Here is a 25,522-nt window from a genome sequence, read left to right on the forward strand (position 1 = left end):
CTGCGCTGACACATTAACCCCGTCTCATCGGTGCGGCCCGGCACACCCCAACGCCACTTCAATTTGTAAATAGCCACCAGGGTTACACGAGGCTGTCGACGTCAGATCAAGCTCGCAAGGGCGCAAACGCGAAGTCACGCAACCCCTCCCGCGGGTGGACCGATGCGGTGAATCCGAGTTCTCGGGCCGCACGTGCCGGATCGGCGACGATGTGCCGCACGTCGCCATTGCGGTGCTGCCCGGTGACTACGGGTGGCTGCGCGCCGCGCGCCGCGCACAGCAGTCCGGCCACATCGCCGATGTCGATCGGGTGCCCGGAGCAAACATTGAACGCACCGAAACCACCGATGTCGGACTCCACCGCGGCGACGTTGGCCGCTGCGACATCGTCGACGTGGACGAAGTCGCGCATCTGTCCGCCGTCCTCGTAAATGTTTGGGATGGTGCCGTTTTCCAGCGCCGACCGGAAGATCGCCGCCACGCCGGAGTAGGGCGTGTCACGCGGCATGTGTGGGCCGTACACGTTGTGGTAGCGCAGCGCGATGACGGAGCCGCAGACCGCGTCGGCCCAAGCCAGCGCGTAGTGTTCCTGCGCGGTCTTGCTCGCTGCGTACAGACTGCGCGGTCGTAACGGCGAGTCTTCCCCAACCGTGCACCATTGGAGCTCTTCGCCGCCGATCGGGCACCGGTGCTCGAATACTCCGGCATCCAGGTCGGCGCGGCGGCGCGGCAACGGGTCGACCGGCCCATGCCGGCGACATTCGTAGCGGCCCTGCCCGTAGACCACCATCGATGACGCCAGGACCAGCCGCCGGCAGCCCGCGTCGTACATCTGCGCGAGCAGTACCGCGGTGCCGTAGTCATTGTTGCTGCCGTACGCCGGCGCGTCCGCCGCGTTGATGCCAGCCCCGACAACGGCGGCCTGGTGACACACGACATCAATGCCTTTGAGCAGAACCGACAGCGCGTCGGGATCACGCACATCGTTGATCCGGCATCCGTCGGGCGGGTGCGCACCCGAGCCGTGCGCAGCGTAGAGCATCGAGTCGATCGCCACGACATCGTGGCCGGCGGCGGCTAGCGCCGTCCAAACACGAGAACCGATGAATCCGGCTGCGCCGGTGAGCAACACTCTCATGACACCTCGAACGTTATGGTAGGTAGGCCAGTGGCGCCGTCGGGCGACGGCGGAGCTTCCTCTGATGTTTGAACCGCGCCGGTGTTATCGGTGGCGCGCGCGGTGATGGTGTGGGTGCCTTCGGAGGCTGCGTCCCACTGGTAGCTCCATAGCCGCCAGGTATCGTTCGAATAGCTGGCCCCGAGACGTGCTGGGCGCCAGTCGCCGTCGTCGATACGGACCTCGACCGCCCGGATTCCTCTGCCCTGCGCCCACGCGACCCCACCGAAAGTGGTGGGGCCCGAACGGATCCGCTGGCCGTTTCGCGGAATATCAATGCGTGACTGGGTTTTGATCGGGCCATGTGCCGACCAGCCGAGTCCAGTCCAGAACGCCTGAGCCTTGTCGAAGCGGGTCAATTCCAGTTCGACGACCCACTTGGTGGCCGAGACGTAGCCGTACAGCCCCGGAACCACGAGCCGTGCGGGGTAACCATGGTTGATCGGCAAGGGTTCGCCGTTCATCCCGACCGCCAGAAGTGAGTCTCGACCATCGGTGAGTGCCTCAACCGGCGTGCCCGCGGTGAACCCGTCGATGGAGGTCGATAGCACCATGTCCGCATCGGGGTGAATTCCGGCTGCCGCCAGCAGATCACGCACGCGGTAGCCGGTCCACATGGCCGTTGAGATGAGATCCCCGCCCACCGGGTTGGACACGCAGGTAAGCGTGACCGCCTTCTCCACAAGTGGGAATGCGCGCAAATCGTCGAACATGTAGATGATTTCGCGATTCACCATGCCATGGACGCGCAGTCGCCAATCAGCACGACTGAGCTGTGGTACCACCAGGGCGGTGTCGATCCGATAGAAATCAGTGGTGGGGGTGATGAATGTCGGTAGTGCTACGCCGGGCGGCTGCACCTCGGTCGGCACCAGCGGAGCCCGTACCGCGGCGCTCGGCGTGGCGGTGACGGCTCTTTCGCCGGCCACCGAGTGTGCCCGCCGCGATAGCAGGATTCCCGAACTCGCGCCGGCGGCGCCGAGCCCCAGAAGCCCGAGCGCGGTCAGCCACATCCGGCGACTCGTGTCGGTGTTGTCGACTGTTGACGTGGAGCCCCGGGTCGTCTGCCGGGTGGTCAACATCCGTAGCGCGATGACCGCGACGGCGACCCCGATCGCGGTGGGAATGAAGTCGACCGGTGTGGCCTCGGGGCGCAGTAATATCGCTGCGCCCCGAGTACACCACCGGCCGTGATCACGGCGCTTCCGACCGGTCGGCGTCGAGCTTCAGATATTCCCGCGAACGCCGCGATAGCAGCGACAGTCAGAATGACCGCCACCACTAGAAACAGTTTGTCCGCCGTACCGAATGTCTGGATCGCCCATTCTTTGACCGACCCGGGTGTCAATTCGATAATTTCGGCACCCACCGCAGTCACAGGGTCAGCCGCCGGCCCGAATAGTACGGCCAGGATTTCACTGATACCGAGTCCTGTTGCGGCACAGGCTATCCCGGTCAGCGGCCGCAGCAAACCGTTGTTCAGTGACACGATGTCACACTACCGCCGAAATCCCGCGTCAGATCTTACGAAGTGCTGACACGTAATCATGCCGGCACCTCAGAGCGGGTTACGACCCGAAAAGGCCACCACGCGCTCAGTGGGGCTGGCATCGGTCCCCACTTCAACCTCCGGGCCGAACATGCCTTGAGGTTGTAGCGCCGGAACCAGCTGAGATCCGACGGCCTCGGCCAGAGCCGCCTCGGAGACGTCGAATTCGACCGGTTGGTCGATGGCCACCGCGAGATCCCAGCTATGAATTAGTGTCGAATACGTGATGATGCCGATGGCTTGAGCGGCCGGCATCGACCCGAGCACGGTGGCGACGGGCATGTCCCAATCGGTCACCGTCGCCCACGCCTGCTGAGAACGTTTGATCGACCGCTCGACAACGGCGACCCAGTCCGAACCGAGAATGTCCGATCCGCTGAAGAGCTCCGCCTCGGTCGGGCCGCCCAAACCGTCAACGGCCGCGGCGAATGCATCAATCGAGGCGATCGTGTGGCTCAGCATCGACCGCACCGACCATCCGCTGCACGGGCTGGGACGGTCCAGATCCGACACTGCCAGCGTCGCTACCAACCCCGCCAAACGGCCGTCGGCCCGTCGCAACAGTTCTAACGATTCCATCGCACTTCCTCTCAGTTACTAACGGTTACTAAAATCAGTTGCCGTTAGTTTCTACCCCATCGGACGTAACGGTGTCAATACCGTGCTACCGTTATAGCGATGGGCGGCTGGTCAAGACTCGACAGCGCTCAAACTCTCGGTTTTCCGCTGGCAGACGAGCCGCTCGCGGTCGACTTGGCCGACACGATCATCACCTCCACGAGCCCTGCGACGGACCTGCTTTCCGACGAAACCAGATGCCGACTCTGGTGGGACCTGCAGCACGATCGCGTGCCGGACGGCGCACCAGCGCCCCCACTCGCGCCCACTGTCGAACTACGCCACGCCGTCCGCACGATCCTCGATGGACACCTGGCCGGCACATCACCGGACATCGCGGCCCTGGACCTGGTGAACGGGATTGCCGCCAGCGTGACGTGCACCCGCCAACTCGTGCACACGAAGACCGGATGGGCAACGACAACGACGTATCACCCCATCGGCGACCAGCGGCACCAACTGGCGCTCGCCGCCGCTGCGGACAGCCTGATCGACCTACTCTCCAGCCCCTCGCAGACACGCCTGCGGTGTTGCCAAAACCCCACGTGCAGTATGCTTTTCGTCGCTGCAGACGCGCGACGGAAGTTTTGCACCCAGAACATCTGCGCCAACCGCATGCGGGCGGCGCGCCATTATCGACGTCATCACCACAGCTAGCCTGCCGGCTGTCGTGTCCCGCATGCGATCGGCAGCCGTCAGGGCACCAGGACCACTTTCCCGATGGTCTGGCGCGAAGCGATGGCATGGAACGCTTCCTTGGCCTCCGCCAGCGGGTACGACGTGTCGGCGATGATCCTCACCCGTCCTTGGCTGATCAGGTTGAGCAATTCGGGCACGAGCGGGCGCAGATCGTCCGGCCTGAGCGACGGGAAATTGAAACCAACCACAGTCTGATTGTTGTGAATGAGCTGGCGAACCTGTTCAGGCTGCAATGAGTCGTGCGCATTCTTGGCGCCGAACATTACGACGCGACCAAATGGGGCGAGCAGGGCAAAGCTCGCCTTGCCGGTCTCGCCGGAAGCCATCTCCATTACGACGTCAACGCCCCGACCGTCGGTGCGCTCCAGGACCTTCTTGCCCCAGCCTTGCTGGGTGTAGTCGATGGCCACGTCGGCACCGAGTTCGGTGACGAGGTCACGTTTTTCTGCCGTACTGGCCAACGCGATGACTTGTCCCACCCCCAAAGCCTTGGCGAGCTGGACCAGATACAGCCCGACACCGCCCGCGGCGGCCTGGATCAGCACAGTGTCAGAGGGTGTTGGTTTGGCGGCAAGTTTGAGCAGTGCCCACGCCGACAGCCCTTGCACAACAATGCTGGTGGCCTGGGCGAAGTCGATTCCTTCGGGAATTCGAAGCGCCGAATCTGCTCTTGCTGTGGCGAATTCAGCGTATCCACCGCTGAGCACCGGGGCGGCGATCGTGTCACCGATGGTCAAATCCTCGACGCCCGAGCCGAGTTCCACGACTTCGCCGGCGGCCTCGAACCCCAGCACTGCCGGCAGCGGTCGCTGCAACGGGTAGCGCCCGGTGGTCTGTTCCAGTTCGGCGTAGTTGATCCCCGCCGCGCGGACCTTGATCAATACTTCGCCGGGTGCCGGGCTGGGCTTGTCAACCTCCGATAATCGCAGGCTGTCGAAACCGTCCAAAGCGGTCAATTCGATAGCCTTCATAGGATGCCTCCGTCTGCTTCTGCCGCCGAGATCAAGCGAGCGATTTTCAGGTTGACGGTGACCGTTCAGCAGCCGTCCGGGCAGACGACGTCGACCAGCGCGGTGGGCGTGCCGCCGTCGAGTTTGCGCACACCGTTAACCGAACATGCCGTCAACGAGGCCGTCGGCGTCTGGTTGAGTTGCACGAGATATCCCTCGGCGCGCAGATCATTGATGACGCCATCGGCGGCGGCCGCGGAAGCCGCAGGCGCCTGTGCGAGCATGAGCACCGTGAACGCCGCCATTCCCAAACCAGCAAGTACCGTCTTCATCGCAACTCCTTGTCCGTTGTGAACCAATGAACGTCTAACATCGGCCGTCGACGTCGACGTCGACGGCACGCGAACCGGTCACTGCACCGTGTCGCCGATTTTCGCGTTGATGCCTCCAAAAGCACGGTAGTGCACAATCATTCGTCAAATTGTGACGGAACTATGACTACCTTCGCGGACGGGGTTCGCACCGTGCCTTCAGTCTGATTTCCCGCGGCGACCCGCATGTTGTGCCGCCTGCCGCGCGGCGGTCAGGATCTGGTCGACAGGAGCGATGTCCGCCGCTGTGGTACTGCGGTGGACGTACACAATGCGCGCATCGCTGTCGATGACGAAAGTGCCTCGCCCCTGCAGAATTTCCAACGAGGGCCGACTGATACGACTTCCGGAACGCAACACCCGAACAAGCCGTTTCGGGGCGAACGCTGCGTATCGACCGACGGAGAAGCGCTCAACTTCAGCGGCGCGTTCGAGTTCACGCTCGGGATCGCTGAGACAGTCGAGGGTGATGCCGCGCTGTGCGCATGAATCACATACCGTCTCGACGTCGTCGCGGTAAACGATGGCAACACGCGCGCCGATGGCGTCGAATTCGGCTTTCACGCTTTCAAGGTCGCGGGCGGCTTGCTGACAGAACGGACACCACAGCCGGTGAAACGCCAGGACAGCAGGACCGGTGCCGATCAGTTGCGCGATCGAGATAGGCCCTTCGCGGCCTTCGATGGCGATGTCGACAGGGAACCTGTCCCCCACATCAATACCCACGGTGTTCTCCTTCGGACGCGGCCCACACCGCACTAAAGCGGCAACACTCTGTACTGTACAGTACATTTATCGGATCGCTTGGTACGGTTGCTCGATGATCACCGCACCGTCGACGGACCGTGGCCGTGCGACGGTGACCCGCATCCTCGAGGCGGCATGCGTGCTGTTCGCCCGTCAAGGGGTGCGCGCGACGACTCTTGATCAGATCGGCAGCGCCGCTGGCGCCGGCCGCAGCCAGCTCTACCATTTCTTCGCCGACAAGGCGGACCTGGTGGCAGACGTCGTCGGTTTTCAGGTCGAACGTGTCCTGGCTTCTGTCGAGCCCTCGTTCGACACCGTCAGCACGGCCGACGATCTGCGCACATGGTGCGCGAACGCCGTCCGGGAGCACGCGTCCTCCATTGACCCCATCCGCTGCCCGATCGGCTCCCTGATCTACGAGCTCGATAGCACTGACCACGGCCTGGCACGCGCAGCGCTCAAGGCCGGGTTTGCCCGCTGGGAGCAAGCCATCGCCAACGCACTGGGACGCATTGCCGACCGTGGTGGACTGCGTCCCGAGGCCGACCCCACCCGTTCGGCCGCAGGCCTGCTCGCCGCCTATCAAGGCGGAATGCTCCTGGCAGACGTCCACAATGACGTCGCACCCCTGCGGCATGCGCTGGACACGGCACTGGCAGCGACCCTACAGCCGGCGCCACGACAAAGACCGTCGAGGACAACTGCGCGCACCCAACCGGACGCCACGCACTAATCTCGTCAGCCTACTGGCTGCGTGAGTCGCCTACGCGCCGGACCGCGGTGCCCGTGCCGACGCGGCCCATCCAGACTCCGGCGCTGCCGATGGAATTGCCGGTCGCCGAGACCCGCAGCATCGGAAGCTAATCCGATTCCGACGCTCCACATCGAGATCGATTACCCGCCACTCGATTACACAGCCGGCGATCGACATCGGCGCGACAACGCGCACTCGACGACACGCGCTTGAAGGGGGTGGTCGCCCAGTCGGCAGGATCGCCGACGCGTCGCCTAGGGAGATGTGGGTACGTGGTGAGTTGAGGATTACTGTATTCGTAATGTACTTGACGGTACAGTTTGGATACTCCATAGTGTACTAGTCAGTACAAATAACGATCGGAGCCCAACGTGCCCACTTTGCAAAATGGACAGCTGTTTCCGGAGCTGAAGTTATCGGCCGTCGGCGGCGGAACGCTGTCGCTGCCGGGCGATCTCGCTGGTTCCTACGGGATCGTCTTGATCTATCGAGGGTCCTGGTGCCCGTATTGCAACGCCCAGCTCGCCGCGTTCAGTCGGGCGCAGGGCGCGCTCGAGGAAGTCGATGCGCGGGTAGTCGCGCTATCGGTCGATGATGAGGCCACCACCGCTGCGCTGATCGAGAAGCGGCGGTTGGGTTTCCCGATCGGGCACAGCGCGGACGCCGCAGCCGTGTCCGCCGCCGTCGGGGCTTACACCAACTCGGACCCGGTCTATCTCGAGTCAACCGGATTCGTGCTCGCTCCTGATGGCACAGTGCTCACCGCTGTCTACTCCAGTGGCGCGATCGGTCGGCTGATGCCCGACGACGTGCTCGGACTTTTGGCCTATATCCAGTCCCACGGTTAACGGCGCTCCCGTGGACATATGCCCCCGCCTTCACGCGGTCTGCGGTGATTGACGACGCGGTGTTGTCACAGCGGCAGCGTGCAGGGCAGCGGCCAATTCCTGGCGATCGGGCAGCCCGTCGGTTGTCGGGTAGAGCCGGCACGCTATGGCAGGTTGTGGCCGCCTCGGGAGCCACGGGTCGATGCCGTCGATCAGGATGGTCGGCGATCCGCTGAACCCCAGCCGGAGGGCTTCGGCGGGGGTGTCGATCACCGAGGTGCGCACGGCAATGTGGCCCAGGCCGAGCTGGTCGAGCATTACCCGCACGAGGGCCTCCGTGAGAGTCCGATGCGGGCAACCGGCAATGACCAGCAGTTCTACCTGCGGCGCCGGTCTGGCATCTGTGTATGTCATGAAAAGTACTGCCTGCCTTTCGAATTCGTCTTCCAGACAGCGGTACGCATGAATGCGCTCACATCCCCGGCGGTGGAGGAGGCGGCGGGTAGCATGGGTCGTCCATCATCGCGCCAACAATCATCTCGCAACACTTCATCATCTCGATGGGATCCATTGAGGAATCAGCCCTTTCGACGTTCCGGGACTGGACGTGCTCCGGTCCCCCAACCCATCATGAACATTCTCCTGCGGTGGAAGGTCAAGGAGGACACGCACACCCATGCGCATCAGTGAAGTCGCCCACCTCAGCGGGGTCCCGGCAAGAACGCTGCGGTTCTACGAAACGCAGCGGCTGCTTGCGCCGCCTCAGCGCCTGGCCAACGGCTATCGCGACTACACGCCGGACGTCGTCGGCAGGTTGCGTTTCATCCGGTCGGCACAGGGCGCAGGGTTGACGCTGACCCACGTGCGTGACGTCCTCGACCTGCATGATCGAGGTCTCGCACCATGCGCTCGAGTCAACGAGCTCCTGGCGCAACGACTGGCCGCCGTGCAGGAACAGATCAGCGAACTGATCACGTTGCAGTTGACTCTCCAAACCCTGCTGGGGCGGGCTCGCAACGATGCGCCCGACACCGACGTCGATGTGTGCTGGATCCTCGAATCACGCGTGTGCGATGGCGCCGCGGTCGCGGGTTCATGAAATCGTCACCACTTGATCTCTGCGTGTGCTTTTAGGCTGGGACTCGTGAATATCGGTCGTAGGACAGTGACGGCAGCCATCGCCGGCCTGGTGCTTGTCGTCGCGGCATTCATGGTGCCGCGCATGCACCTCGACGGTGTTATCCCGTTGATCAACAGCACACCTGCGCAGATCCGCGCTTTCGCGCAGGCCGCTCCGATCTTCGGTTGGTGGAACGCGCACATCGGCTGGGGCACAGTGCCGGCGGTGCTGATCGCGCTGGCGGCAGTTCTGTGGGGACAGGCCGTGGCCGCGCGGCTGCCGTGGCGAGCGGTGCCCCTGACGGCGTGGGCTGTGTCGTGCGGCTGGGCGTTCGCACTGTCGATGGTCGACGGCTGGCAGGTCGGTTTCGCCGGACGCCTGACCGCCCCTAACGAATATCTGCGCCAGGTTCCCAGTGTCACCGACATTCCCGAGGCGCTGCGTACCTTCTCCTCCAGAATCCTTGACTTCCAGCCACACTCGTGGATCACCCACGTCTCCGGCCATCCACCGGCAGCGCTGTTGACGTTTGTGTGGCTGGATCGTGTGGGGCTGGGCGGGGGCGCGTGGGCGGGGCTGTGGTGCCTGGTGATCGGGTCCAGTGCCGCCGCGGCCATCGTCGTGACGCTGCGCACGCTGTGCGATGAGACCACCGCCCGTGCGGCCGCCCCGTTCGTCGCGGTCGCACCGACCGCCATCTGGATCGCCGTCTCAGCCGATGCCTACTACGCGGGCGTCGCCGCGTGGGGTATCACCCTGCTCGCACTGGCCACCCGCAACCGGCGCCCCGCGCTCACCGGCGCCGGCGCGGGGCTCCTGCTGGGTTGGGGCATCTTCCTCAACTACGGCCTCGGCTTGATGGCGATACCGGCGGTCGCGGTGCTCTGCACCGCACCTAGCCGGCGCGTGGTGACCCGAGTGCTGCTGCCCGCGGTCGGCGCCACGCTGGCGGTGGTCGGCGCGTTCGCTGCCACGGGATTCTGGTGGATCGACGGTTACATCTTGGTGCAGCAACGGTATTGGCAGGGTATCGCCACGAACCGGCCGTTCCAGTACTGGTCGTGGGCCAACCTGGCATCAGTGGTGTGCGCCATCGGGCTCGGCAGCGTCGCCGGGCTGAGCCTCGCCTTCAACCGAGCCGCGCTGCGGCGGCGCAGCGGCCTGCACCTGCTGGTGCTGGCTTCGTTGGTAGCCATCATGTGCGCGGACCTGAGCATGCTGAGCAAGGCTGAGACCGAACGGATCTGGCTGCCGTTCACCGTCTGGCTGACCGCCGCGGGCGCCCTGCTGCCGGCGCGATCACGACGCTGGTGGCTGGTCGCCAACGTCGTCGGCGCTCTTGCTCTCAACCACCTGATTATGACGAACTGGTAGAAACCGCCGACCCACCAGATAACCGGGCACACACGCCCACACCACCGCGATCGAAATCCACAGTCCAGCATGGTAATCCCGATCGAGAACGGTGGCGTTGTCCAGAGACGCCCCGGGTTTGTCGAACACCGGGATGGCGAGCAGCACCAGCACCACCGTGCACAACGCGGCCACCGCGCCGGGTGCCTGCCACACCGTCGGCAGCACCCGGCGAGACGAAAGACCCATCGCCGCGCACAGTGGCGCGAACACCACATCATGGAGCGCCACCGCCACCAACGCCCAGACCACGATGCGCATGATGATCACCGGTGGGTTCTCCGACACCAGGACCGCGCCGTAACCGGCAAGGGCCAGACCGGACATGAACAGCAGCACCCTCATGGCAGCACCTCGATCCGGGACAGCCATTTGGTCTGCAGCACTCCGGGCCGCGACGGTGCAATGAGCCGGCACGGATAGCCGTGATCGGGATGTAGCGTGTCGCCGTTGAGTTTCAGCGCGATCAGGGTCTGGCCGTCGTGAGCATGCCCGGCCGGGAGCACGGTGCGCGAATACGGCCCGGGTGGCTCCAATGACACCATCCGCACATCGGCGTCGCGGGACCCTCCGACCATGGCGATCAGGTCCGCCAGCACCACACCGGTCCATGCGGCGTCGGCGCTCCAACCCTCGACGCAGGCGATCGGCAGATGGAAGGTCTGCTGCGGCAGGGCGTTCAGCTCGGACACCGAAAAGGCGCGGCTGAGCGCACCGTTGGTCACCGTCAAGCGGTACTGCGGTGAGGCCGCGGTCTGCAGCACGCCAGCTGCAACCGCGGTTCGGTTCACCGGAATACCTTGTGGCCCTTGGCCGGAGCGCGGCGCGAGAACCGACATCCGGCGCAGCCACGGTACGGTCTGGCCGGCCGTGGCCACGGTCGCTGCCGCGACCGCCAATCCGGTGCCGCGCAGTACCGTGCGCCGGGTCGGGCCGACCGCGGCGGTGGACAGTTCGTCGAGCGGTTCGCCGAGAGCGCATCGGATCACCGGCAGCTTGACCGCGAGGTGCACTAGTACCGCGCCCGCCGCGAGGTAGGCCACTGCGTAATGCGTTGTGGTGAAGAAGAATCGGAACACGTACCACTGCGCAATGTTCAACAACCCGGTGGACAGCTCGAACAAGATCGCCCCGACGAGCACCAGGATCGACAGGCGCTCCAGCTGCCGCGTGAGGCCACCGATAATCGGGCGTTCAAACAGCTTGGGCCACACCGACCACAGCTTTACGACCGTCAGCGGGATAGCGGCGATACCCGAAGCGACATGGAGTCCCTGGGTCACCCGGTACAGCCACGCCGGGTGCGCGGGCCAGTAGAACCAGGGTTGCGGATGCTGGATGAGGTGACTGACCAGACCGGTCAGGAAGCACACGCCGACGGCGATGCCGAGCATCATGCCGACCCGCGCGGTCACCGCGGTGCTACGCAGTCCCGACGCATTCATCGCTGGGCCAGACTGGCGAGCATCCGGTCGCCGACCGGATGCATGTCCAGTACCGTCAGGCCGGCGTCACCGGCGACGCGTTCCGCGCTGTCCACCCCCACCGTGGCCCACCGGAACCACGGTCCGACCGTCCGCGACGATTCCAGCCGCACCCACTGCGTCTTGACTCCGCATGGGGCCGAGTCGAATTCGGCGATGCACGATCCGCCGCGCCGGAGCAGGTCGGCGGCGCGGCGCAGCACCCGGATCGGGTCACCACCGAGCCCGACGTTGCCGTCGGCCAGCAGTACCGTCTGCCACCGGCCGGTGCCGGGGAGCGGGTCGAACACATCGCGGCGCAATGCCGGGGCGCCGCTGCGCCGCGCGAGTTCCACGGCGGTGGCGGACTGGTCCACGCCCAGGGCTGGCACACCGCGCCGGATGAGATCGGCTACCAATCGGCCCGGGCCGCAGCCCAAGTCGATGGTCGGCCCGTGGCACAGGGCCAGCACCGCCCGGTCGAACTGCCGGTCCGCACGGCGACCGCCCAGCCAGTTGTGTACCGGCAACCGCTGGCGAGTGCCGTCGTCATGCCGGATCCAGCACCGCTCACCTACCAGGGCACGCTCATAGAGGTTCCCGAACATGTCACGCCTCGATCGCGGCGGTCAGCCGCCGGAATCGGCTATCGGCCGAGCACACACGCTGCACGGCGGCGATGTCATCGACGACGTCCACGTCAGTCAGCTTGGTCACCAGGCCCACGGACAGTCCGGCTGACGCCAGCGCGTGCAACGTCAGCGCACCCGTATCAGGTTGCGACATCGGTACGGTGCGCAAGCAATCGGCGCCAAGTATGTTGCGCAGCCCGAGCAACCACCAACCACCATCGCTGGCCGGCCCTAGCACCGCGTCCGTGCGCAGCAGACGGCGGGCGCAGTCGGCGAGCAGTGTCGCGCTGATCTGCGGGGTGTCCATGCCGATCTGCACCACGGGGTAGCCGGCGGCGGCTGCGTCGTGGTGGGCGTTGGCCAACCGGTCACCGAAATCTTGTCCGCGCTGCGGTATCACGGTGAACGTGGCGAGCCGTTCCCGAATTTCTGCGGCCGCCCGCGCCGCGCCCACGTCTCCCGTCATGGCCACCACGCGCGAGGCCACGGGTGCGGCCGCGACCGCATCCAGCGTGTCCAGCAGTGCCGCGGCCGCGACGTCGGCTGCACCGCCAACCCCCAGATCGGGCGCCAATCTCGTCTTGGCCAGCCCGGGTACCGGCGCCTTGGCCATTACCAGGACGGTCACCGGAATCGTCATGAGAGGACTCGCCAAAAATCCAGTGCAGCATGGAAACTGCCGCGCAATGAGCCGCTCACCTTCGATCGGCCGCCGGTGCGCGGGCCGTAGCTAACATCGCTTTCGGCCACCTGCCAACCGACCTGCGCGGCGCGCACCAACAGTTCCAGCGGATACCCGCACCGCCGGTCGCGCACGTCAAGTTCCACAAGCGCGTCGCGGCGCGCCACCCGCATCGGCGCGATATCGTGCACCGCAAGGCGATACTTCCTCCGTAGCCGCCAGCAGATCACTGCGGTGCCCAGCCGGGCGTGCCACGGCCACCGCAGTCCGGGCACCGCGCGGCGCCGCCCGACGGCCAGATCGGCACCGCGATCCACAGCCTCAACCAGGTATGGCAACGACCGCGGGTCCAAGGACCCGTCGGCGTCGAGCACCGCGATGGTGGGTGTCCGCGCCGCCAGCACCCCGGCGTGGACCGCGGCGCCGTAGCCGGGTTGACATTCGGTGACTACCTCGGCGCCGTGCGCCCGCGCCACCGCTGCGGTGCCGTCGGTGCTGTTGTTGTCGACCACCAGCGCGCGGTACCCGTCGGGTAGGGCGGCCAGGATCGCGGGCAGTGACTCCGCCTCGTTTAAACAGGGCAGGATCACTGTGATCGCAGTGCTGGACATAACCCGACCGTAAGGCGCAGCGGGCGCCCTCGCCAGGGTGCAATGATGACGAATTCGTGACATAGGTGCTGGTAGGGGCCAGGTAACGGGCTATCGGCCGACTACGCTGTCTGGTGTGACGAGGGTTTTGATCGCCGACGACGATCCGATCGTGCGGGATGTCGTGCGCCGGTATCTGGAGCGCGACGGCCACGACGTCAGTACTGCACGCGACGGCCACGAGGCATTGACGCTGCTGGATTCGCAGCACATCGACATGGCGGTGCTGGACGTGATGATGCCCGGACCGGACGGGCTGACGCTGTGCCGCAGCATGCGCCGCGGCGACGGGTACGGACTGCCGGTGATCCTGTTGACCGCGCTCGGCGAGGAGGACGACCGGATCGCCGGTCTGGAGGCCGGTGCCGATGACTATCTCACCAAACCGTTCAGTCCGCGTGAACTCGCGCTCCGTGTTCGTTCCGTGCTGCGCCGCACGCCGGCGCGCGCGGTCGTTGAACCGCTGGAGATCACCACCGGCGCGCTGCAGATATCGACCGCCGCGCACGCGGTGACCGTCAACGGTGCCGCGGTGAGCCTGACCAACCGCGAATTCGATCTGATTGTCTTCCTGCTCACCCATCCAGACACCGTCTACTCGCGTGAGCAGCTGCTGAAACTGGTGTGGCAGTGGGACTTCGGCGATCTGTCGACAGTGACGGTGCACATCAAACGCCTGCGCGCCAAACTCGGTGACGCACACCGGATTCAGACGGTGTGGGGTCGCGGCTACATGTGGGGAGGAGATCATGCAGGCGACTGATCTGTGGGAAATCATCGGCTGGGCATTGGCCTGCTCGGTGCCGGTGGTGATCACCGGCGCCGTGCTCATCCGGCTCGCCCGATCCTGGTCACTGGCGGTCAGCATGGTGGCGCTCGTGCTGATTCCCACCCTGGCCACCTTCACCGGGGTCTTGGGAGCCAGCGGTTTCATGATCACCGAGACCTTCGAACGGATTGCGGTGGTATTGGTGATCGTCGCGGTGGTGACCATTCCAGCTGCGGTCATGTTGGCCCGCTACCAAGCCCGCCGCACCGTGTGGGAGCAGGAGATTCGCGCATCCGAACGCGCCGCTGAACAGTCCCGGCGCCGGCTGGTGGCGTTCGTCAGCCACGACCTGCGCACCCCGCTGGCGGGCATCCGCGCGGTATCCGAAGCGATCTCCGACGGTGTTGTGGATACCGCAGAGGTGCGTGCCCACGCCAAACACATTGAACAGGAATCGATTCGGTTGTCCGAGATGGTCGATGACCTTTTCGAGATGTCGAAGATCAATGCCGGCGCAGTGCAACCGGCGCACGACGCCGTCGCACTCGACGAAGTCGTCGATGATGTATTGGCTGCGCACCGGATCGCCGCAGAGCGCGCCGGGGTGCAGTTGGCGGCCCAGCTGCCGGCTGAACCTGTCCGGGTGATCGGCAGCGACCGGGCGCTGGTGCGGGTGCTTTCCAACCTGGTGGCCAACGCCATCGCCCACACCCCCGAAGGCGGACGCGTCGAACTGACGCTGGGCCGCGACGCCGACGGCGCCTGGGCCCGCGTCGACGACACCGGTGTCGGCATTGATGAGGCGGATCTAGCCAGAGTGTTCGACGTCGCCTACCGCGGCTCGAACGGCCGTGTGCCGCGGGCAGATTCATCGCTGCCAAGCGGCTCAGGTCTGGGACTGGCCATCGCCGCGGGCCTTGTACAGGCCCACCGCGGCACCCTCTCGGCGCACAACCTCGACAACGGAGCGCGCTTCGAGGTGCGGCTACCACTTGCCGACGGCGCATGAAGGCCCCCGTATCACGCCGGGGCCTCCTCGGGCTCGCGGCCGCAGCAGGCCTGGGCGTAAGCCAAGCGTCGTTCGCCACGGCTGCTCCCAGCCCACCCGGTCCCATTCGGGCTGTTGCATTCGACGCTTTCACCGTGTTCGACCGCCGCGCGGTCGATGCCGCCGCCGAGGACGTATTTCCCGGCACGGGAACCACATTGATCGACACCTGGCGTACCCGGCAATTCGAATACACCTGGCTACGCACCTTGACAGGCACGTACACCAACTTCTGGACGATCACCCAAGACGCACTCGAATTCGCCGTACAGCAGTCCGGTCTGCAACTCAGCCCCGCCGGTCGCGAACAGCTGATGAACTCATGGCTCCAACTGACACCCTGGCCAGAAGCCCCGGCCGCGCTGCACGCGCTCAAAGAGAGCGGACTACACCTCGCGTTCCTGTCCGACGCCACCACCACCATGCTCGACTCCTGGGTCACGAACGCCGAACTCGAAGGGGTGTTCGACCCACACCTAAGCACCGACCGCGTCCAAGCATTCAAACCCGACCCCCGCGCATACCAGATGGGAGTTGATGCATTCGGGCTTCCGCGCACACAAATCGCCTTCAGCGCACACGGCGGCTGGGACTCAGCCGGCGCCAGCACATTCGGCTACCGCACATTCTGGGTAAATCGAACCAACGCCCCAACCGAACGCCTACCCACAACCCCCGAAGCCACCGGCCCCAACCTCACCCAACTAGCCGCGTTCATAGACGCACAGCAGTAAGCCATACACCCCGGCATCGTCGATGCGTGGGTTGGAATCCAGCTGAACTAGCTCAACTATGACACAGCTTGACTTCGGTATATAACGATCAGTGATGCGGTAACCGAGTTTTTGTGGAAGTTAAAGCGGTGCAGTTGATTTCGGTGACCTCGACGTCACAGATTCAGAAGTCAGTGCTCGAGATGCCGATCCCGTCCGTGGACGTAGTGCCGGGAAAATCCCGTCCGATAGGACGTTTCGATTGAGAGTCCAGCTCGATGGCATCGTGGGCATTCGTCGACGCGGCAGCATCGCAAACAGCAAGCCGCACCTTCCATCGGCGACTGTCACGCTCCGGCTGCCCCGCGAGCGCCTGATGGGAGCTTGCCTTTGGAGCAGTCTCGATTCGGTGCGCGGACCATCGCAGGACTATGTACTAATAAGTACAGTTGGTGCGTAGTCTGGTCTCGCCATCCATCAGCCGTTAAGGAACCAGTATGCAAAACGCAGTACTTATCACAGGCGCCAACTCTGGAATCGGCCGTGAATCAGCCCGCCAACTGGCGGTGCACGGCAACTATTCGGCGATTTACCTGGCCTGCCGCAACCGCGTCAAGGCGCAGCGAGCACGATCGGAGCTGCAAGCTCTGACCGGCTACACACGATTCATCACCGTCGATTTCGACGCTGCGAACCCGGAATCTGCACAGCGCCTGGTCCAGGCCCTCGATAATCCTCTCCATGGTGTCCTGCTCAACGCCGGAGGCACCGGAGGCAACATGCCGTTTCAACGGACCGATACAGGCATGACCAGAATCTTCGCCGATAATATCGGCGGCCACGCCGCGCTCTTGGCAGCGCTGATTGACTCGGGAGCACTCCTCAATACCGGGGTGCTGGCCGGCAGCGAAGCCGCCCGCGGCGTACCCGCGCTACGAATCCCGCGGCCTGCATTCCAGCAGCACTCCGTTGATGAATACGCGGCCGTAATCGACGGGTCCTTCTTCGAAGGGCGCACGCGAAACCCATTGCACGCCTATGCATACGTAAAGTTCCTCGGAGCCGCCTGGATGGCCGCATCAGCACGCCGCCATCCGAATCTGCGCCTCCTAACGATGAGCCCCGGCAATACCAGCGGTACCGGCGCACTCGACCACAGCGGATTGCTCGCACGCACGCTCGGCGCGCGGTTCGTGTTTCCGTACGTCGCACCGTTATTCGGTCTCGCACATCCTTTGCCTGCGGGCGGCGAACGGATGGTCAAAGCCCTGACCAATCCCGAACTCAAAACTGGGCTGTTCTACGCGAGCCACGCCAAGACGCTGACCGGTCCGGTCACCAACCAGGAGTACATCTATCCCGCATTGGGCAATCTGGGCTACCAGGATCACGCACTACAGGCAGTTGAACAATTCCTCGCGTGAGCACCACCGAACCAAATTACCGATGAAACCGGCACGCACCCAGATATGGCTGCGAAGCTCACAGACTGTCTCAATCAATTAACGATGCCCTCGGGCAATGCATGCCTGACGTCGAGAGCCTGCGATGCAGCCATCGCTGTAGCGGCGATTTGCGTTGAACCGGGCCGGTGGGGGGCTTTCCATCGAGCACAACGCGTTTGGCAACGTAGCCAGAACGGAACTCCGATTCATCCCATCTCAGCGAAGTGGTCGCCCTGATCATTGAGGACCACGGCTAGGGCCCAATTAGAACAGCGACTTCCTCGATAGACCAATTTCCGGAGTTGGTCGCATCGACGGGTGGTCAAGCGTTGTCCCGCACAACGGATCGGTCGATGAGTTGAGCCTCGAGGTCAGCGATTCGGTTATCCAGGAATCGATTGTTGTCGCGCGCTGCGTGGAGTCGCTCGTTGAGTCGGTTCTTTTCGTGGGTGAGGTCTTGGATTTGGCGCTTGAGGGTGGTGCGCTCGGTGATCAGCCGTTGCACGCCGTCTTCGGGTAGGTCAGCTTCGAGGTCACGGATTTTGCCGAGGAGGTCACCAATGGTGTTGCGCTGTTTAATGATTTCACGGTTCAGACACGTGAGTTGTTCTTCGGCGTTGAGTGCGCGTTCACGCCATGTCGCCGCCGTTTGCTTGTCTCTCTCGGATTGTGCTCGTGCATGGCGATCGGTCGTCTCGGCGATGGCCTCAGCGACGGCTTGGCGTGCTGCCGCATTTTGGTAGAGGAATGTGCGCGATACGTTTGCGCGTCGCGCCACGGCCGCGGCGGTGATGTCCATTTGTTCGCGTTTCATGTGTCGCAGCGCATCGTGCACACGCTCGACCATGGCGGCGGCCGCGGTGCGGCGGGACTGTAGCGCGGCCGCGGTGCGACTCGATGTGGGGCCTGCCATAGTTAGGCGATCTCCTGCCCGTCAGGATCGTCAGCGCCATCAAGGGTGGTGAGGTCAGCGACCGGAAAGTTCGTACTCCACACCCGGTGGAAGTAGTCCTGCGGGCGGCGCAGATCGAGGCTGAGGGCCTCGTCAAGCAGGCCAAGGCCAGCTAGTGCGCGTTCCAGTCCGGCGATGGCCCGGGCGGTCGGTTCGAAGACGTCGTGCAGATAGTTGGCGGTCGCTTCGTCGGGTGCACGCTCAGCGATCGAGCGCCATTGCTGTTGCTTTCTACGCCAATACAGCAGATCCGCGCCCGACAGAACAAATTTGTCGCAATTGTGGCAGTCCAGGTTCCAGGGGCAGGCCGCACCATTGACCACCGGCTGGAAGGTGCAGAACCCACCTTCGGCCGGTGTGCTGCGTCGGGACAGGTCGACGGCAATCGCCATCGCGTGCTCGCGGGTCAACGGTCGCTCGTCGGACAGCATTTCACCGGGGTTGGCAGTGGCCGGTCCGGTGACCCACACGCACGCCAGGATGTCCTCCAAATCGGAGTGGGCCACAGTGACGTAATGCTCAGCCATGCGGTCACTGACCTGGCCCAGATACCGGCGGATGTGCGCCAGGCTCGCCCCGGCCCGCAGCAGGTTGGTGGCCAGCGTATGGCGAGCCTGGTGCGCAACGGTCCGAGGCAGGGCCAACTCAGCCACCCATTCCTTGAAGCTACGGCTGAAGAATCCGTAGGAGATCGAGCGGGTTTCGGCGCGATTGCGCACGTTGGAGGGAAACAGCGCCATCACCGATCGCTCCGCCGGGGTGGGCAGGCGGCCGTGGCGGCGTTCGAACCTGGCAATCGTTTTGGTGCGGCGTTCTTCGATTCGCACGAAGAGTGGTTCGGGGATGCGGATCCCTTCGTTGTAGTTGCCGACCTTGGTCTGGTCGTGCCAGAGCATCGGCAGCTGCCCATACCGCCCGATGCAGTCCAACCGCAGCGTGAGAACCTCCCCGCAGCGCCGGCCCGTGACCACAATGGCTTCCCACACATCGCGCAGACCCCGATCGTGAGGATCGTAGGTAGCCGCGAACGCCGCGAGATTCGTGTCATCGGCGAGGGCCTGCGCGACGTCGTCGCTGAACGGACTGCGGGATGTCTTCGGGTCAGGGCCACCGGCCGGGAATTCGACGATAAAATCGCGCTTGAGTTCAATCTCGGCGGCGCGGCCGGATTCCAGTGCGCGGTACAGCAATTTGCGGATGGCGTTGAAGACCAGCCGGCGGGTCACGTTGGTGACGATCGAGGGTTTGCCGTCTTGGCGCACCATGCCCAGCGATACCAGGCCATGCTGCTCGCGATGACGCTGATCGGCGACGAAGCCCTGCGCATCCTGCGCTGTCAGCAGCGCCGGGACGTGACCTCCCTGTGCAGCGTTGAGTTCCAGGTAGGCGCCGAGTTCCACGGCCCCGCGGCGCAACGCGTCGAGCGGGCCGCGGCTGCGGGGCGGCCGTTCCGATCGCAGCAGTTCGGCCAAATGGTCCCACAGCAGATCGCGCAGCCAGCGTTGCGGAACAGTGGTCAAATCGAACTTGCTGCGCAACACCGGGAAGCGTCGGCCGAAATGATGGGTCTCGATGAATCCGGCCTCCCGGGTATCGGCCGGACTGTAATACACCATCCGCAACGAGTCGATGATTTCGCGGCCGATCTGCGAAATACGGGCGTCCAGAACCGATTTCCCATCGACGTCGGTCCATCGCTGCCCGTCGTGATCGGCCAACGACACACAACCTAGCCGCCGGCAGACGTTCACCAGCCGCTGAATTTCGAAGACCTCCCACGCCGTGGGATCGCGGTCCTGGCAGTGCGCGTGCAAGCCCCATTGGAATTCGGCCTTGAGCATCGGAGCCAACCCGATCAGGTTGATCACCCCGGACCGGTAGACCGGGTTAGCCTGCGCACACCATTGGCCAAAGAGGATGGGGTCGTCGTAGGACACCGGTACCGGCAAACCTTTGGGCTCCAGACTCAACGCCCAACTGTCGGGCAACCGCGCACCGCCGGGTTTACCGGCCTGTTTGTAGCGGTCGCCGTGTTGCTGGCACAACCCCAACGGACTGGCTGCCGGGTCCGAGCACACCATGCACCGACAAACCCCGTAGCTCGGGTAGGAATGTTGGGCCTGCAGCCAGTGATCGAAATCCGCGTCCCCGTCCGCGGTGAAGCGGCGCCACCAGGACTGATAGTGGCGCTTGCACAACCGCGTGTCGCGGTGAAAAACAGCCCGATCATTGCAGATTCGACACATCTCCAGGCCGGCACCCAAGCGCGCCGTCAACGGCTGCGCGGCGGCAACGAACACACCCAACGTGACACCCGAAGCCTGAGCCTGCAGCCACTCCTGATGGTGGCGTTCACATACCCGCGCACTGTGGCTGCGGCGGGGCCGCTCACAATTGGCGACCGCACACCCCCACCCATAGACCAGATGATCGCGCGGGATGACAATCACGTCGTCCCGATAGAGCGGATCGAACCCCGGCGCCGAGATCAGGGCAGTCAGTAGCTCCAAACGGTCACGCGCGGCCCGGCTTTCGCTCTCGTCGGGTACCAGGGTCAACGGGATCATTTTGTCCGGCCCCACACATGGTCCAGAGCCGCCGAAAAGGTCGGGTCGTCGATGTCGGCGTGGCCGTACACCTGCTCGACCGTCGTCGCCGATGCCCAACCGCCGGCATCACGCGCAATAATGCTGTTGCCGCCCGACGCCTCGAGCACATCGGTGGCGAACTGGTGCCGAAACGCATGCGGCCGAACCTTTCCCACATCAGCCCGCTTGCTGGCACGTGCCAGCATCCCCCGCACCGCAGCCGCCGCTAATGGCTCGCCCCGATTGGCTCCGTGCAACTGCACCAACAACATTCCGTGCTCCACATCCGAGGGGTATTCGGTCGTCAGGTACTCGAAATAGGCGTGCACCATGGCCGGACTGGCACGCCGGATCAATCCACCGTGCACGGTGCCTCCGTCAATTCGCCACGGGTGCTTGGTTTTCGCTCGCGCCCCGTTCGGGTTGGTCTCCCGGTGACAGATATGGACATGCCGCGACCGGCATTGCCCGCAGCCAGCGCCTTCACGCAGATGGAGATCTATCAAGTGCAGACCGCACAATTCGCCGATGCGGAAACCGCCGTCGGCCAACCAGGTCACCACCATCCGATCGCGCGCGCTCGACACAGCATCTACAAGATGACCACGTGCATCCTCCGGTGGCAGCTTCGGATGACGCCGTCGCACCGTCTTCGCCGGTGTCAATGGGTTAGATGACATCTCATTGACCGTGTGGCCTAGGAAGATTCGCCGCCGGTCTGCTGTCGTCGGCAGTCGTGTGTGTTCGAGCTCCTTGGCAAGGTCGGAACGTACGCCTCGCGAGCCCTGGTACAGATACATACCTTTTAGGCAGGCCGCGGCCGTCTCCAATGTGCCCTGGCTATAGGGACGTTTGTCGGTGCGCCACGGACAGCCGAACGGGCCGTGGTACTCCGCGCCGACGGCACCCATGTAACGCTGCAAATCCCGCAGCTGCACCGTTTCCGTTGTCAGAGACTCGAATTCCAGCCACCGCAGATGATCAACCAACAGATACGCGTATGTGCGGTCCGTGCCACCGGCGCACCTGCGCAGGTAGCCATCCGCGACACCATAAACCGCGCCGACGCCATCGAGAATCGTATAGGCGCGGCGTCCATCACCTCGCGTAATCTCCTGCACACGGAGCCCAACCACCAGACGACCCGCCACAATCCACCACCTACCGCAGACGTTACGAACATTGAATGCGAATTTGGTTAAGCAGACGGTACCTTCCCGACCACACATTTCGACGAACGACACGAACGGCAATAAGGTAGGTCGGTTAAGTCGATGAAAAGGTAGTCACAGCCACTGTTTTCGAATCCGAGGCCCTGGTCTTTGCGGTCCTGGCCGGTGAGGCGTTCCAGGCGCTCTTGGGTTTGCTTGATGGCCAGCTCAATGCGTTTGATGGTGCGGTCGGAATCGGCGGCGAGCAGTTGGCTGCGCAGCTCGGCGAGTTGTTCTTCGATGTAGTCGGACACGACGGTCGGGTCGACGCGGATGGCGGTGAATGCCGATTGCGGGATGATCACCAGATCCCATTCGCTGGCTGCGGATTGGGCGATGAAGCGGCGGCGTCCTTCGGCGGTGGTGGCTGATGATCCCAGCAAGACTCGGGCGGCGGGGTACCACTGGTTGGCCTCGCGGCCTACCTGCTCGACGATGTGGTTGGGCACCACGATCCACGGTTGGCGCACCAGCCCGAGTCGACGCAGTTCCATGGCCGCCATGAGCATGGTGCCGGTCTTGCCGGCGCCCACCACATGGTCGAGCAGTGTGGAGGGTTCGGCGATGATGCGGGCAACCGCGTCGCGTTGGTAGGGGTGCGGGGTGAAGTGATCGGACAGGCCGGGCAGCCGCAGTTTGGATCCGTCATAGCGCGGGGCGCGCAGCGAGTTGAAGCGCTGGTTGTATTCGGCCACAAGAACTTCGGTGCGTTGTGGGTCGCTGAAAATCCAGCGGCGGAACTCCTCGGTGATCTTCTCGCACTTGCCTTGTGCAGCGAAGGTGCCTTCGGTGTCGAGAGCTCCTTCATCGGTGTAGAGAACGACGCTGCGGCTGTTGCAGATGGCGTCGAGCAGGCTGACCGCGTCACAGCGATCACGGTCCAGGCCCCAGGTTTCGGTCATGAGCCGGCCGCGGCGCTTGTACTTGGCGATGTCGATGGTCCAGCGTCCGCCGAGGTGCTCGGCGATGACGTCGGTGACGCCGAAGGTTTCCTCGGCGAACTGGGCCAGATAGCGGGCGTCCACCCAGGGTGCGCCTGGGCGCACCGTGATTTCCTCGGCGGTGCGGTCGGGCGGGATCAGCTCGCGCAGCTTCTCGGCGTAGGTGACGTAGACGGGGTTGGTTTCGGCTGCCAGCGCGGCGTCGGTGTGTTTGCGGCGGACGTTGCCCGAGAGGGCGGTTGAGGCGGGGATCAGCTCGTCGGGATTGTCGAGGCTGGGATAGACCAGGCCGTCGATGAGGGCGCGAGCGTCGGCGACAGGGACTTCGAGCAAGCCAGCGATGTAATCGAGGTCGATGCGTAGGTTGCGATCGAGACTCATCGCCACGGCATCCTCGGGTGTGTCGGCGTGGAGACGTTCCGGCGCTGCGGTGAGTTGGTCGGTGGAGAAGATGGGTGCTTTGGTGGCTTTCCCGGTGTCTTCGTCGAACTCTTCGAGCGAGGAAAGCACTGCCCAGCCGGGGTCGTGGCGAATCCCTCCGTCGAGGTGGCTACGTTTGCGGTAGGGAGCGGGAGCTTCCCAGGCCGCTTCGTCCCATTGGGCGAGCAGTTCGTCGGGCACCGGGCCGCGGTACGGTAGGCCGGGTTGTCCTTCCTTTTCTCTCCACCGCTTTTCGAGCGCGGCGACCTTGTCGTCGTGACGTTCTTGAGTGATCTCTTTGGGGTAGACCCAGGTGAAACGGTTGATCGGGCCATGTTTGCTGACGTAGCGGTCGTAGAGGGTGTTCAGGTGTGCGCGCAGTTGGTCGCGTTCGGTATGGGGTCGGCCCTGGCTCTGTGCCAGCATCAGGCTGGTGGCCACGTCACGAAGGGTGATGAGCTCGCGGGTTTCGGCCATCCGCGATTTCGGGGTGTTGTTCGGTGCCCAGCCGTGGCGGGTGCGGTACTCGATGCCTTTGGTTTCGGGGTTGTAGCGCAGCGTGTACGGCGGGGTGTCGTCGCCGCGGTCGGCAGCGGTGATCAGTCCGGGGTCGAAGGTATCGGGTGAGACGACGGTGAGGTCGTCGGCCCGGGCGGTGAGCCCGTATCCGCGGTCCACGGCCCGGTCCACGATGTCGGTGAGTGTGGCGGCGAGTTGTTCAGCCAAAGCCGCGCCGGTGGACCCGTCAACGGCCAGGGTGGGTGAGCCGTTGAGTCCTCGTCCCAGCCCCATGGTGCCCAGGACGCGGTCCGGGTGGGTGGCGAAGTAGGAGTTGACGAACGTGTCGGTGGGCTGGTCATCGTCGTCGAGCATCGCCGCAGTGGTGGTGACCCATTCGGGCAGCTGCTCGGGGGCGGGTTGTGCGGGATCGCGGCGACGCAGGATGAGCAGGTCGGTGACAACGTCGGTGCCGGCGACGCGGCTGAATGCTTTCGAGGGCAGCCGGACTGCGCCGATGAGATCACCGAGGTTGGCGATCGCGCGACGGGCGGTGTCTTTGGTGGCATCGAGGGTGTAGCGGGAGGTCAGCACCGCCACGTAGCCGCCGGGGGCGGTCAAGGCCAGGGACTTGACGATGAAGTGATTGTGAATGGTCAGGCGTAGCGGGTTGTGGCTGGGGTCGGTGATGGCGTATTTGCCGAAGGGCACGTTGCCGATGGTCAGGGCGAAGGAGTTCTCCGGGACGCGGGTGGCTTCGAAACCCTGGTGGCGGATTTGGGCCGACGGATACAGGTGCGAGGCGATCGCGGCGGTGATCGCGTCGTTCTCGACACCCACCATGACCGCATTCTCGGGCGCGTGGTTGATGAATGTCCCACTGCCGCAGCCAGGTTCGAGAACACGGCCGCCACTGAACCCGGCCCGGGTCATGGCCTGCCAGATGGCCGCGGCCACGGCGGGGTCTGTGTAGTGGGCGTTGAGGATAGACGCCTCGGCCTGGCGGTACTGGGTGTCGGTGAGCAGTTCACGCAGGCGTTGCCGTTCGTCGGCGAAGGTGTCGTTGCGGGGGTCAAAGACGGCGGGTACTGCGCCCCACCCTGACCAGGCCGCCAGCACCGCTTGTTCTTCGGCGGTGGCGGGCCGCTGCGCAGTACGTAGCACCTCGAGGAGTTCGATGGCGAGCAATGATCAGAACCTGTGGATGAGCCTCGGCGGGGCGCGTGAGAAATGGGCGCACCTTCCCGAGGATGATCTGAAAGTCCAGTAGCTCTGATCAAGACCG

Annotated in this window: 24 protein-coding genes and 1 pseudogene; 9 read left to right on the forward strand and 16 right to left on the reverse strand. The window is 64.5% G+C overall.

What is annotated here, in order from left to right; all coding sequences use genetic code 11:
* Window positions 1-106: 106 nt before the first annotated feature.
* From NF20_RS14790 to NF20_RS14800, 3 genes and pseudogenes are all read right to left on the reverse strand, one after another.
* Entirely contained in the window at window positions 107-1,138 is a 1,032-nt protein-coding gene (locus tag NF20_RS14790; RefSeq protein ID WP_016343869.1) for an NAD-dependent epimerase/dehydratase family protein, read from the reverse strand.
* Window positions 1,135-2,666, reverse strand: a pseudogene (locus NF20_RS14795) (molybdopterin-dependent oxidoreductase). The gene NF20_RS14790 and the pseudogene NF20_RS14795 overlap by 4 nt, the downstream one beginning before the upstream one ends.
* Window positions 2,667-2,735: 69 nt before the next feature.
* Window positions 2,736-3,305, reverse strand: coding sequence for a TIGR03086 family metal-binding protein (locus NF20_RS14800; RefSeq protein WP_016343867.1), 570 nt, complete (start codon window positions 3,303-3,305; stop codon window positions 2,736-2,738).
* Between the two features lie 99 nt (window positions 3,306-3,404).
* On the opposite strand from NF20_RS14800, the gene NF20_RS14805 reads away from it, so the two are divergent.
* The gene (locus NF20_RS14805; RefSeq protein ID WP_050593722.1) at window positions 3,405-4,001 is read left to right on the forward strand and encodes a CGNR zinc finger domain-containing protein; all 597 of its coding nucleotides are present in this window, start codon (window positions 3,405-3,407) and stop codon (window positions 3,999-4,001) included.
* 38 nt (window positions 4,002-4,039) lie between these two features.
* On the opposite strand, the gene NF20_RS14810 is transcribed toward NF20_RS14805, so the two are convergent.
* The 3 genes from NF20_RS14810 to NF20_RS14820 form a co-directional block, all read right to left on the reverse strand.
* Window positions 4,040-5,014, reverse strand: a complete 975-nt coding sequence (locus NF20_RS14810; RefSeq protein WP_016343865.1) for a quinone oxidoreductase family protein — start codon at window positions 5,012-5,014, stop codon at window positions 4,040-4,042.
* A 65-nt stretch (window positions 5,015-5,079) separates the two neighbouring features.
* Window positions 5,080-5,325 carry a hypothetical protein gene (locus NF20_RS14815; RefSeq protein ID WP_016343864.1) on the reverse strand — a complete coding sequence of 82 codons (246 nt, stop codon included), beginning with the start codon at window positions 5,323-5,325 and terminating at the stop codon, window positions 5,080-5,082.
* A gap of 198 nt (window positions 5,326-5,523) precedes the next feature.
* Window positions 5,524-6,090 carry a redoxin domain-containing protein gene (locus NF20_RS14820; protein ID WP_016343863.1) on the reverse strand — a complete coding sequence of 189 codons (567 nt, stop codon included), beginning with the start codon at window positions 6,088-6,090 and terminating at the stop codon, window positions 5,524-5,526.
* A gap of 94 nt (window positions 6,091-6,184) precedes the next feature.
* On the opposite strand from NF20_RS14820, the gene NF20_RS14825 reads away from it, so the two are divergent.
* Window positions 6,185-6,844 (forward strand): TetR/AcrR family transcriptional regulator, encoded by a 660-nt coding sequence (locus tag NF20_RS14825; RefSeq protein WP_016343862.1) that lies wholly within the window; start codon window positions 6,185-6,187, stop codon window positions 6,842-6,844.
* A 392-nt stretch (window positions 6,845-7,236) separates the two neighbouring features.
* Window positions 7,237-7,713 carry a redoxin domain-containing protein gene (locus tag NF20_RS14830; protein WP_016343861.1) on the forward strand — a complete coding sequence of 159 codons (477 nt, stop codon included), beginning with the start codon at window positions 7,237-7,239 and terminating at the stop codon, window positions 7,711-7,713.
* 30 nt (window positions 7,714-7,743) lie between these two features.
* Here NF20_RS14830 and NF20_RS14835 read toward each other — a convergent pair whose 3' ends face one another.
* Complete coding sequence (locus tag NF20_RS14835; RefSeq protein WP_050593720.1) at window positions 7,744-8,010, reverse strand: hypothetical protein; 267 nt, start codon at window positions 8,008-8,010, stop codon at window positions 7,744-7,746.
* Window positions 8,011-8,368: 358 nt separating this feature from the next.
* Here NF20_RS14835 and NF20_RS14840 point away from each other — a divergent pair, with 358 nt between their 5' ends.
* The gene (locus NF20_RS14840) at window positions 8,369-8,791 is read left to right on the forward strand and encodes a heavy metal-responsive transcriptional regulator (protein WP_016343859.1); all 423 of its coding nucleotides are present in this window, start codon (window positions 8,369-8,371) and stop codon (window positions 8,789-8,791) included.
* A 45-nt stretch (window positions 8,792-8,836) separates the two neighbouring features.
* Window positions 8,837-10,186, forward strand: a complete 1,350-nt coding sequence (locus NF20_RS14845) for a hypothetical protein (protein ID WP_016343858.1) — start codon at window positions 8,837-8,839, stop codon at window positions 10,184-10,186.
* On the opposite strand, the gene NF20_RS26405 is transcribed toward NF20_RS14845, so the two are convergent.
* From NF20_RS26405 to NF20_RS14870, 5 genes are read right to left on the reverse strand one after another with little or no spacing between them, the layout of a single operon-like run.
* Window positions 10,112-10,570, reverse strand: coding sequence for a hypothetical protein (locus NF20_RS26405; protein WP_016343857.1), 459 nt, complete (start codon window positions 10,568-10,570; stop codon window positions 10,112-10,114). The two genes, NF20_RS14845 and NF20_RS26405, sit on opposite strands and share 75 nt — an antisense overlap.
* Window positions 10,567-11,670 (reverse strand): molybdopterin-dependent oxidoreductase, encoded by a 1,104-nt coding sequence (locus NF20_RS14855; RefSeq protein WP_033712437.1) that lies wholly within the window; start codon window positions 11,668-11,670, stop codon window positions 10,567-10,569. The genes NF20_RS26405 and NF20_RS14855 overlap by 4 nt, the downstream gene beginning before the upstream one ends.
* The gene (locus tag NF20_RS14860; RefSeq protein WP_016343855.1) at window positions 11,667-12,296 is read right to left on the reverse strand and encodes a class I SAM-dependent methyltransferase; all 630 of its coding nucleotides are present in this window, start codon (window positions 12,294-12,296) and stop codon (window positions 11,667-11,669) included. The genes NF20_RS14855 and NF20_RS14860 overlap by 4 nt, the downstream gene beginning before the upstream one ends.
* A 1-nt stretch (window position 12,297) precedes the next feature.
* Complete coding sequence (locus tag NF20_RS14865; RefSeq protein WP_016343854.1) at window positions 12,298-12,960, reverse strand: TIGR04282 family arsenosugar biosynthesis glycosyltransferase; 663 nt, start codon at window positions 12,958-12,960, stop codon at window positions 12,298-12,300.
* The gene (locus NF20_RS14870) at window positions 12,957-13,613 is read right to left on the reverse strand and encodes a glycosyltransferase family 2 protein (RefSeq protein ID WP_095786048.1); all 657 of its coding nucleotides are present in this window, start codon (window positions 13,611-13,613) and stop codon (window positions 12,957-12,959) included. Before NF20_RS14870 ends, NF20_RS14865 begins: the two co-directional genes overlap by 4 nt.
* A gap of 115 nt (window positions 13,614-13,728) precedes the next feature.
* On the opposite strand from NF20_RS14870, the gene NF20_RS14875 reads away from it, so the two are divergent.
* From NF20_RS14875 to NF20_RS26410, 4 genes are all read left to right on the forward strand, one after another.
* Window positions 13,729-14,415, forward strand: a complete 687-nt coding sequence (locus NF20_RS14875) for a response regulator transcription factor (protein ID WP_016343852.1) — start codon at window positions 13,729-13,731, stop codon at window positions 14,413-14,415.
* Window positions 14,402-15,430: a sensor histidine kinase gene (locus tag NF20_RS14880; RefSeq protein WP_033712436.1), complete on the forward strand. Its 1,029-nt coding sequence runs from the start codon at window positions 14,402-14,404 to the stop codon at window positions 15,428-15,430. Before NF20_RS14875 ends, NF20_RS14880 begins: the two co-directional genes overlap by 14 nt.
* A complete protein-coding gene (locus tag NF20_RS14885) occupies window positions 15,427-16,203 on the forward strand; it encodes a haloacid dehalogenase type II (RefSeq protein WP_016343850.1) in 777 nt (258 codons plus the stop codon). Before NF20_RS14880 ends, NF20_RS14885 begins: the two co-directional genes overlap by 4 nt.
* 476 nt (window positions 16,204-16,679) lie before the next feature.
* Complete coding sequence (locus NF20_RS26410) at window positions 16,680-17,606, forward strand: SDR family NAD(P)-dependent oxidoreductase (RefSeq protein WP_016343849.1); 927 nt, start codon at window positions 16,680-16,682, stop codon at window positions 17,604-17,606.
* Between the two features lie 343 nt (window positions 17,607-17,949).
* On the opposite strand, the gene NF20_RS14895 is transcribed toward NF20_RS26410, so the two are convergent.
* From NF20_RS14895 to NF20_RS14910, 4 genes are read right to left on the reverse strand one after another with little or no spacing between them, the layout of a single operon-like run.
* A complete protein-coding gene (locus NF20_RS14895) occupies window positions 17,950-18,540 on the reverse strand; it encodes a DUF6262 family protein (RefSeq protein ID WP_029374208.1) in 591 nt (196 codons plus the stop codon).
* 2 nt (window positions 18,541-18,542) lie between these two features.
* Window positions 18,543-21,137 (reverse strand): tyrosine-type recombinase/integrase, encoded by a 2,595-nt coding sequence (locus NF20_RS27255; protein ID WP_205267362.1) that lies wholly within the window; start codon window positions 21,135-21,137, stop codon window positions 18,543-18,545.
* Window positions 21,138-21,142: 5 nt separating this feature from the next.
* Window positions 21,143-22,411 carry a tyrosine-type recombinase/integrase gene (locus NF20_RS14905; protein WP_230589224.1) on the reverse strand — a complete coding sequence of 423 codons (1,269 nt, stop codon included), beginning with the start codon at window positions 22,409-22,411 and terminating at the stop codon, window positions 21,143-21,145.
* The gene (locus tag NF20_RS14910) at window positions 22,366-25,425 is read right to left on the reverse strand and encodes a hypothetical protein (protein WP_050593718.1); all 3,060 of its coding nucleotides are present in this window, start codon (window positions 25,423-25,425) and stop codon (window positions 22,366-22,368) included. Before NF20_RS14910 ends, NF20_RS14905 begins: the two co-directional genes overlap by 46 nt.
* Window positions 25,426-25,522: the final 97 nt, after the last annotated feature.

It is taken from the genome of Mycobacterium sp. MAC_080597_8934 (assembly GCF_000523975.1).
Classification (GTDB): domain Bacteria; phylum Actinomycetota; class Actinomycetes; order Mycobacteriales; family Mycobacteriaceae; genus Mycobacterium; species Mycobacterium avium.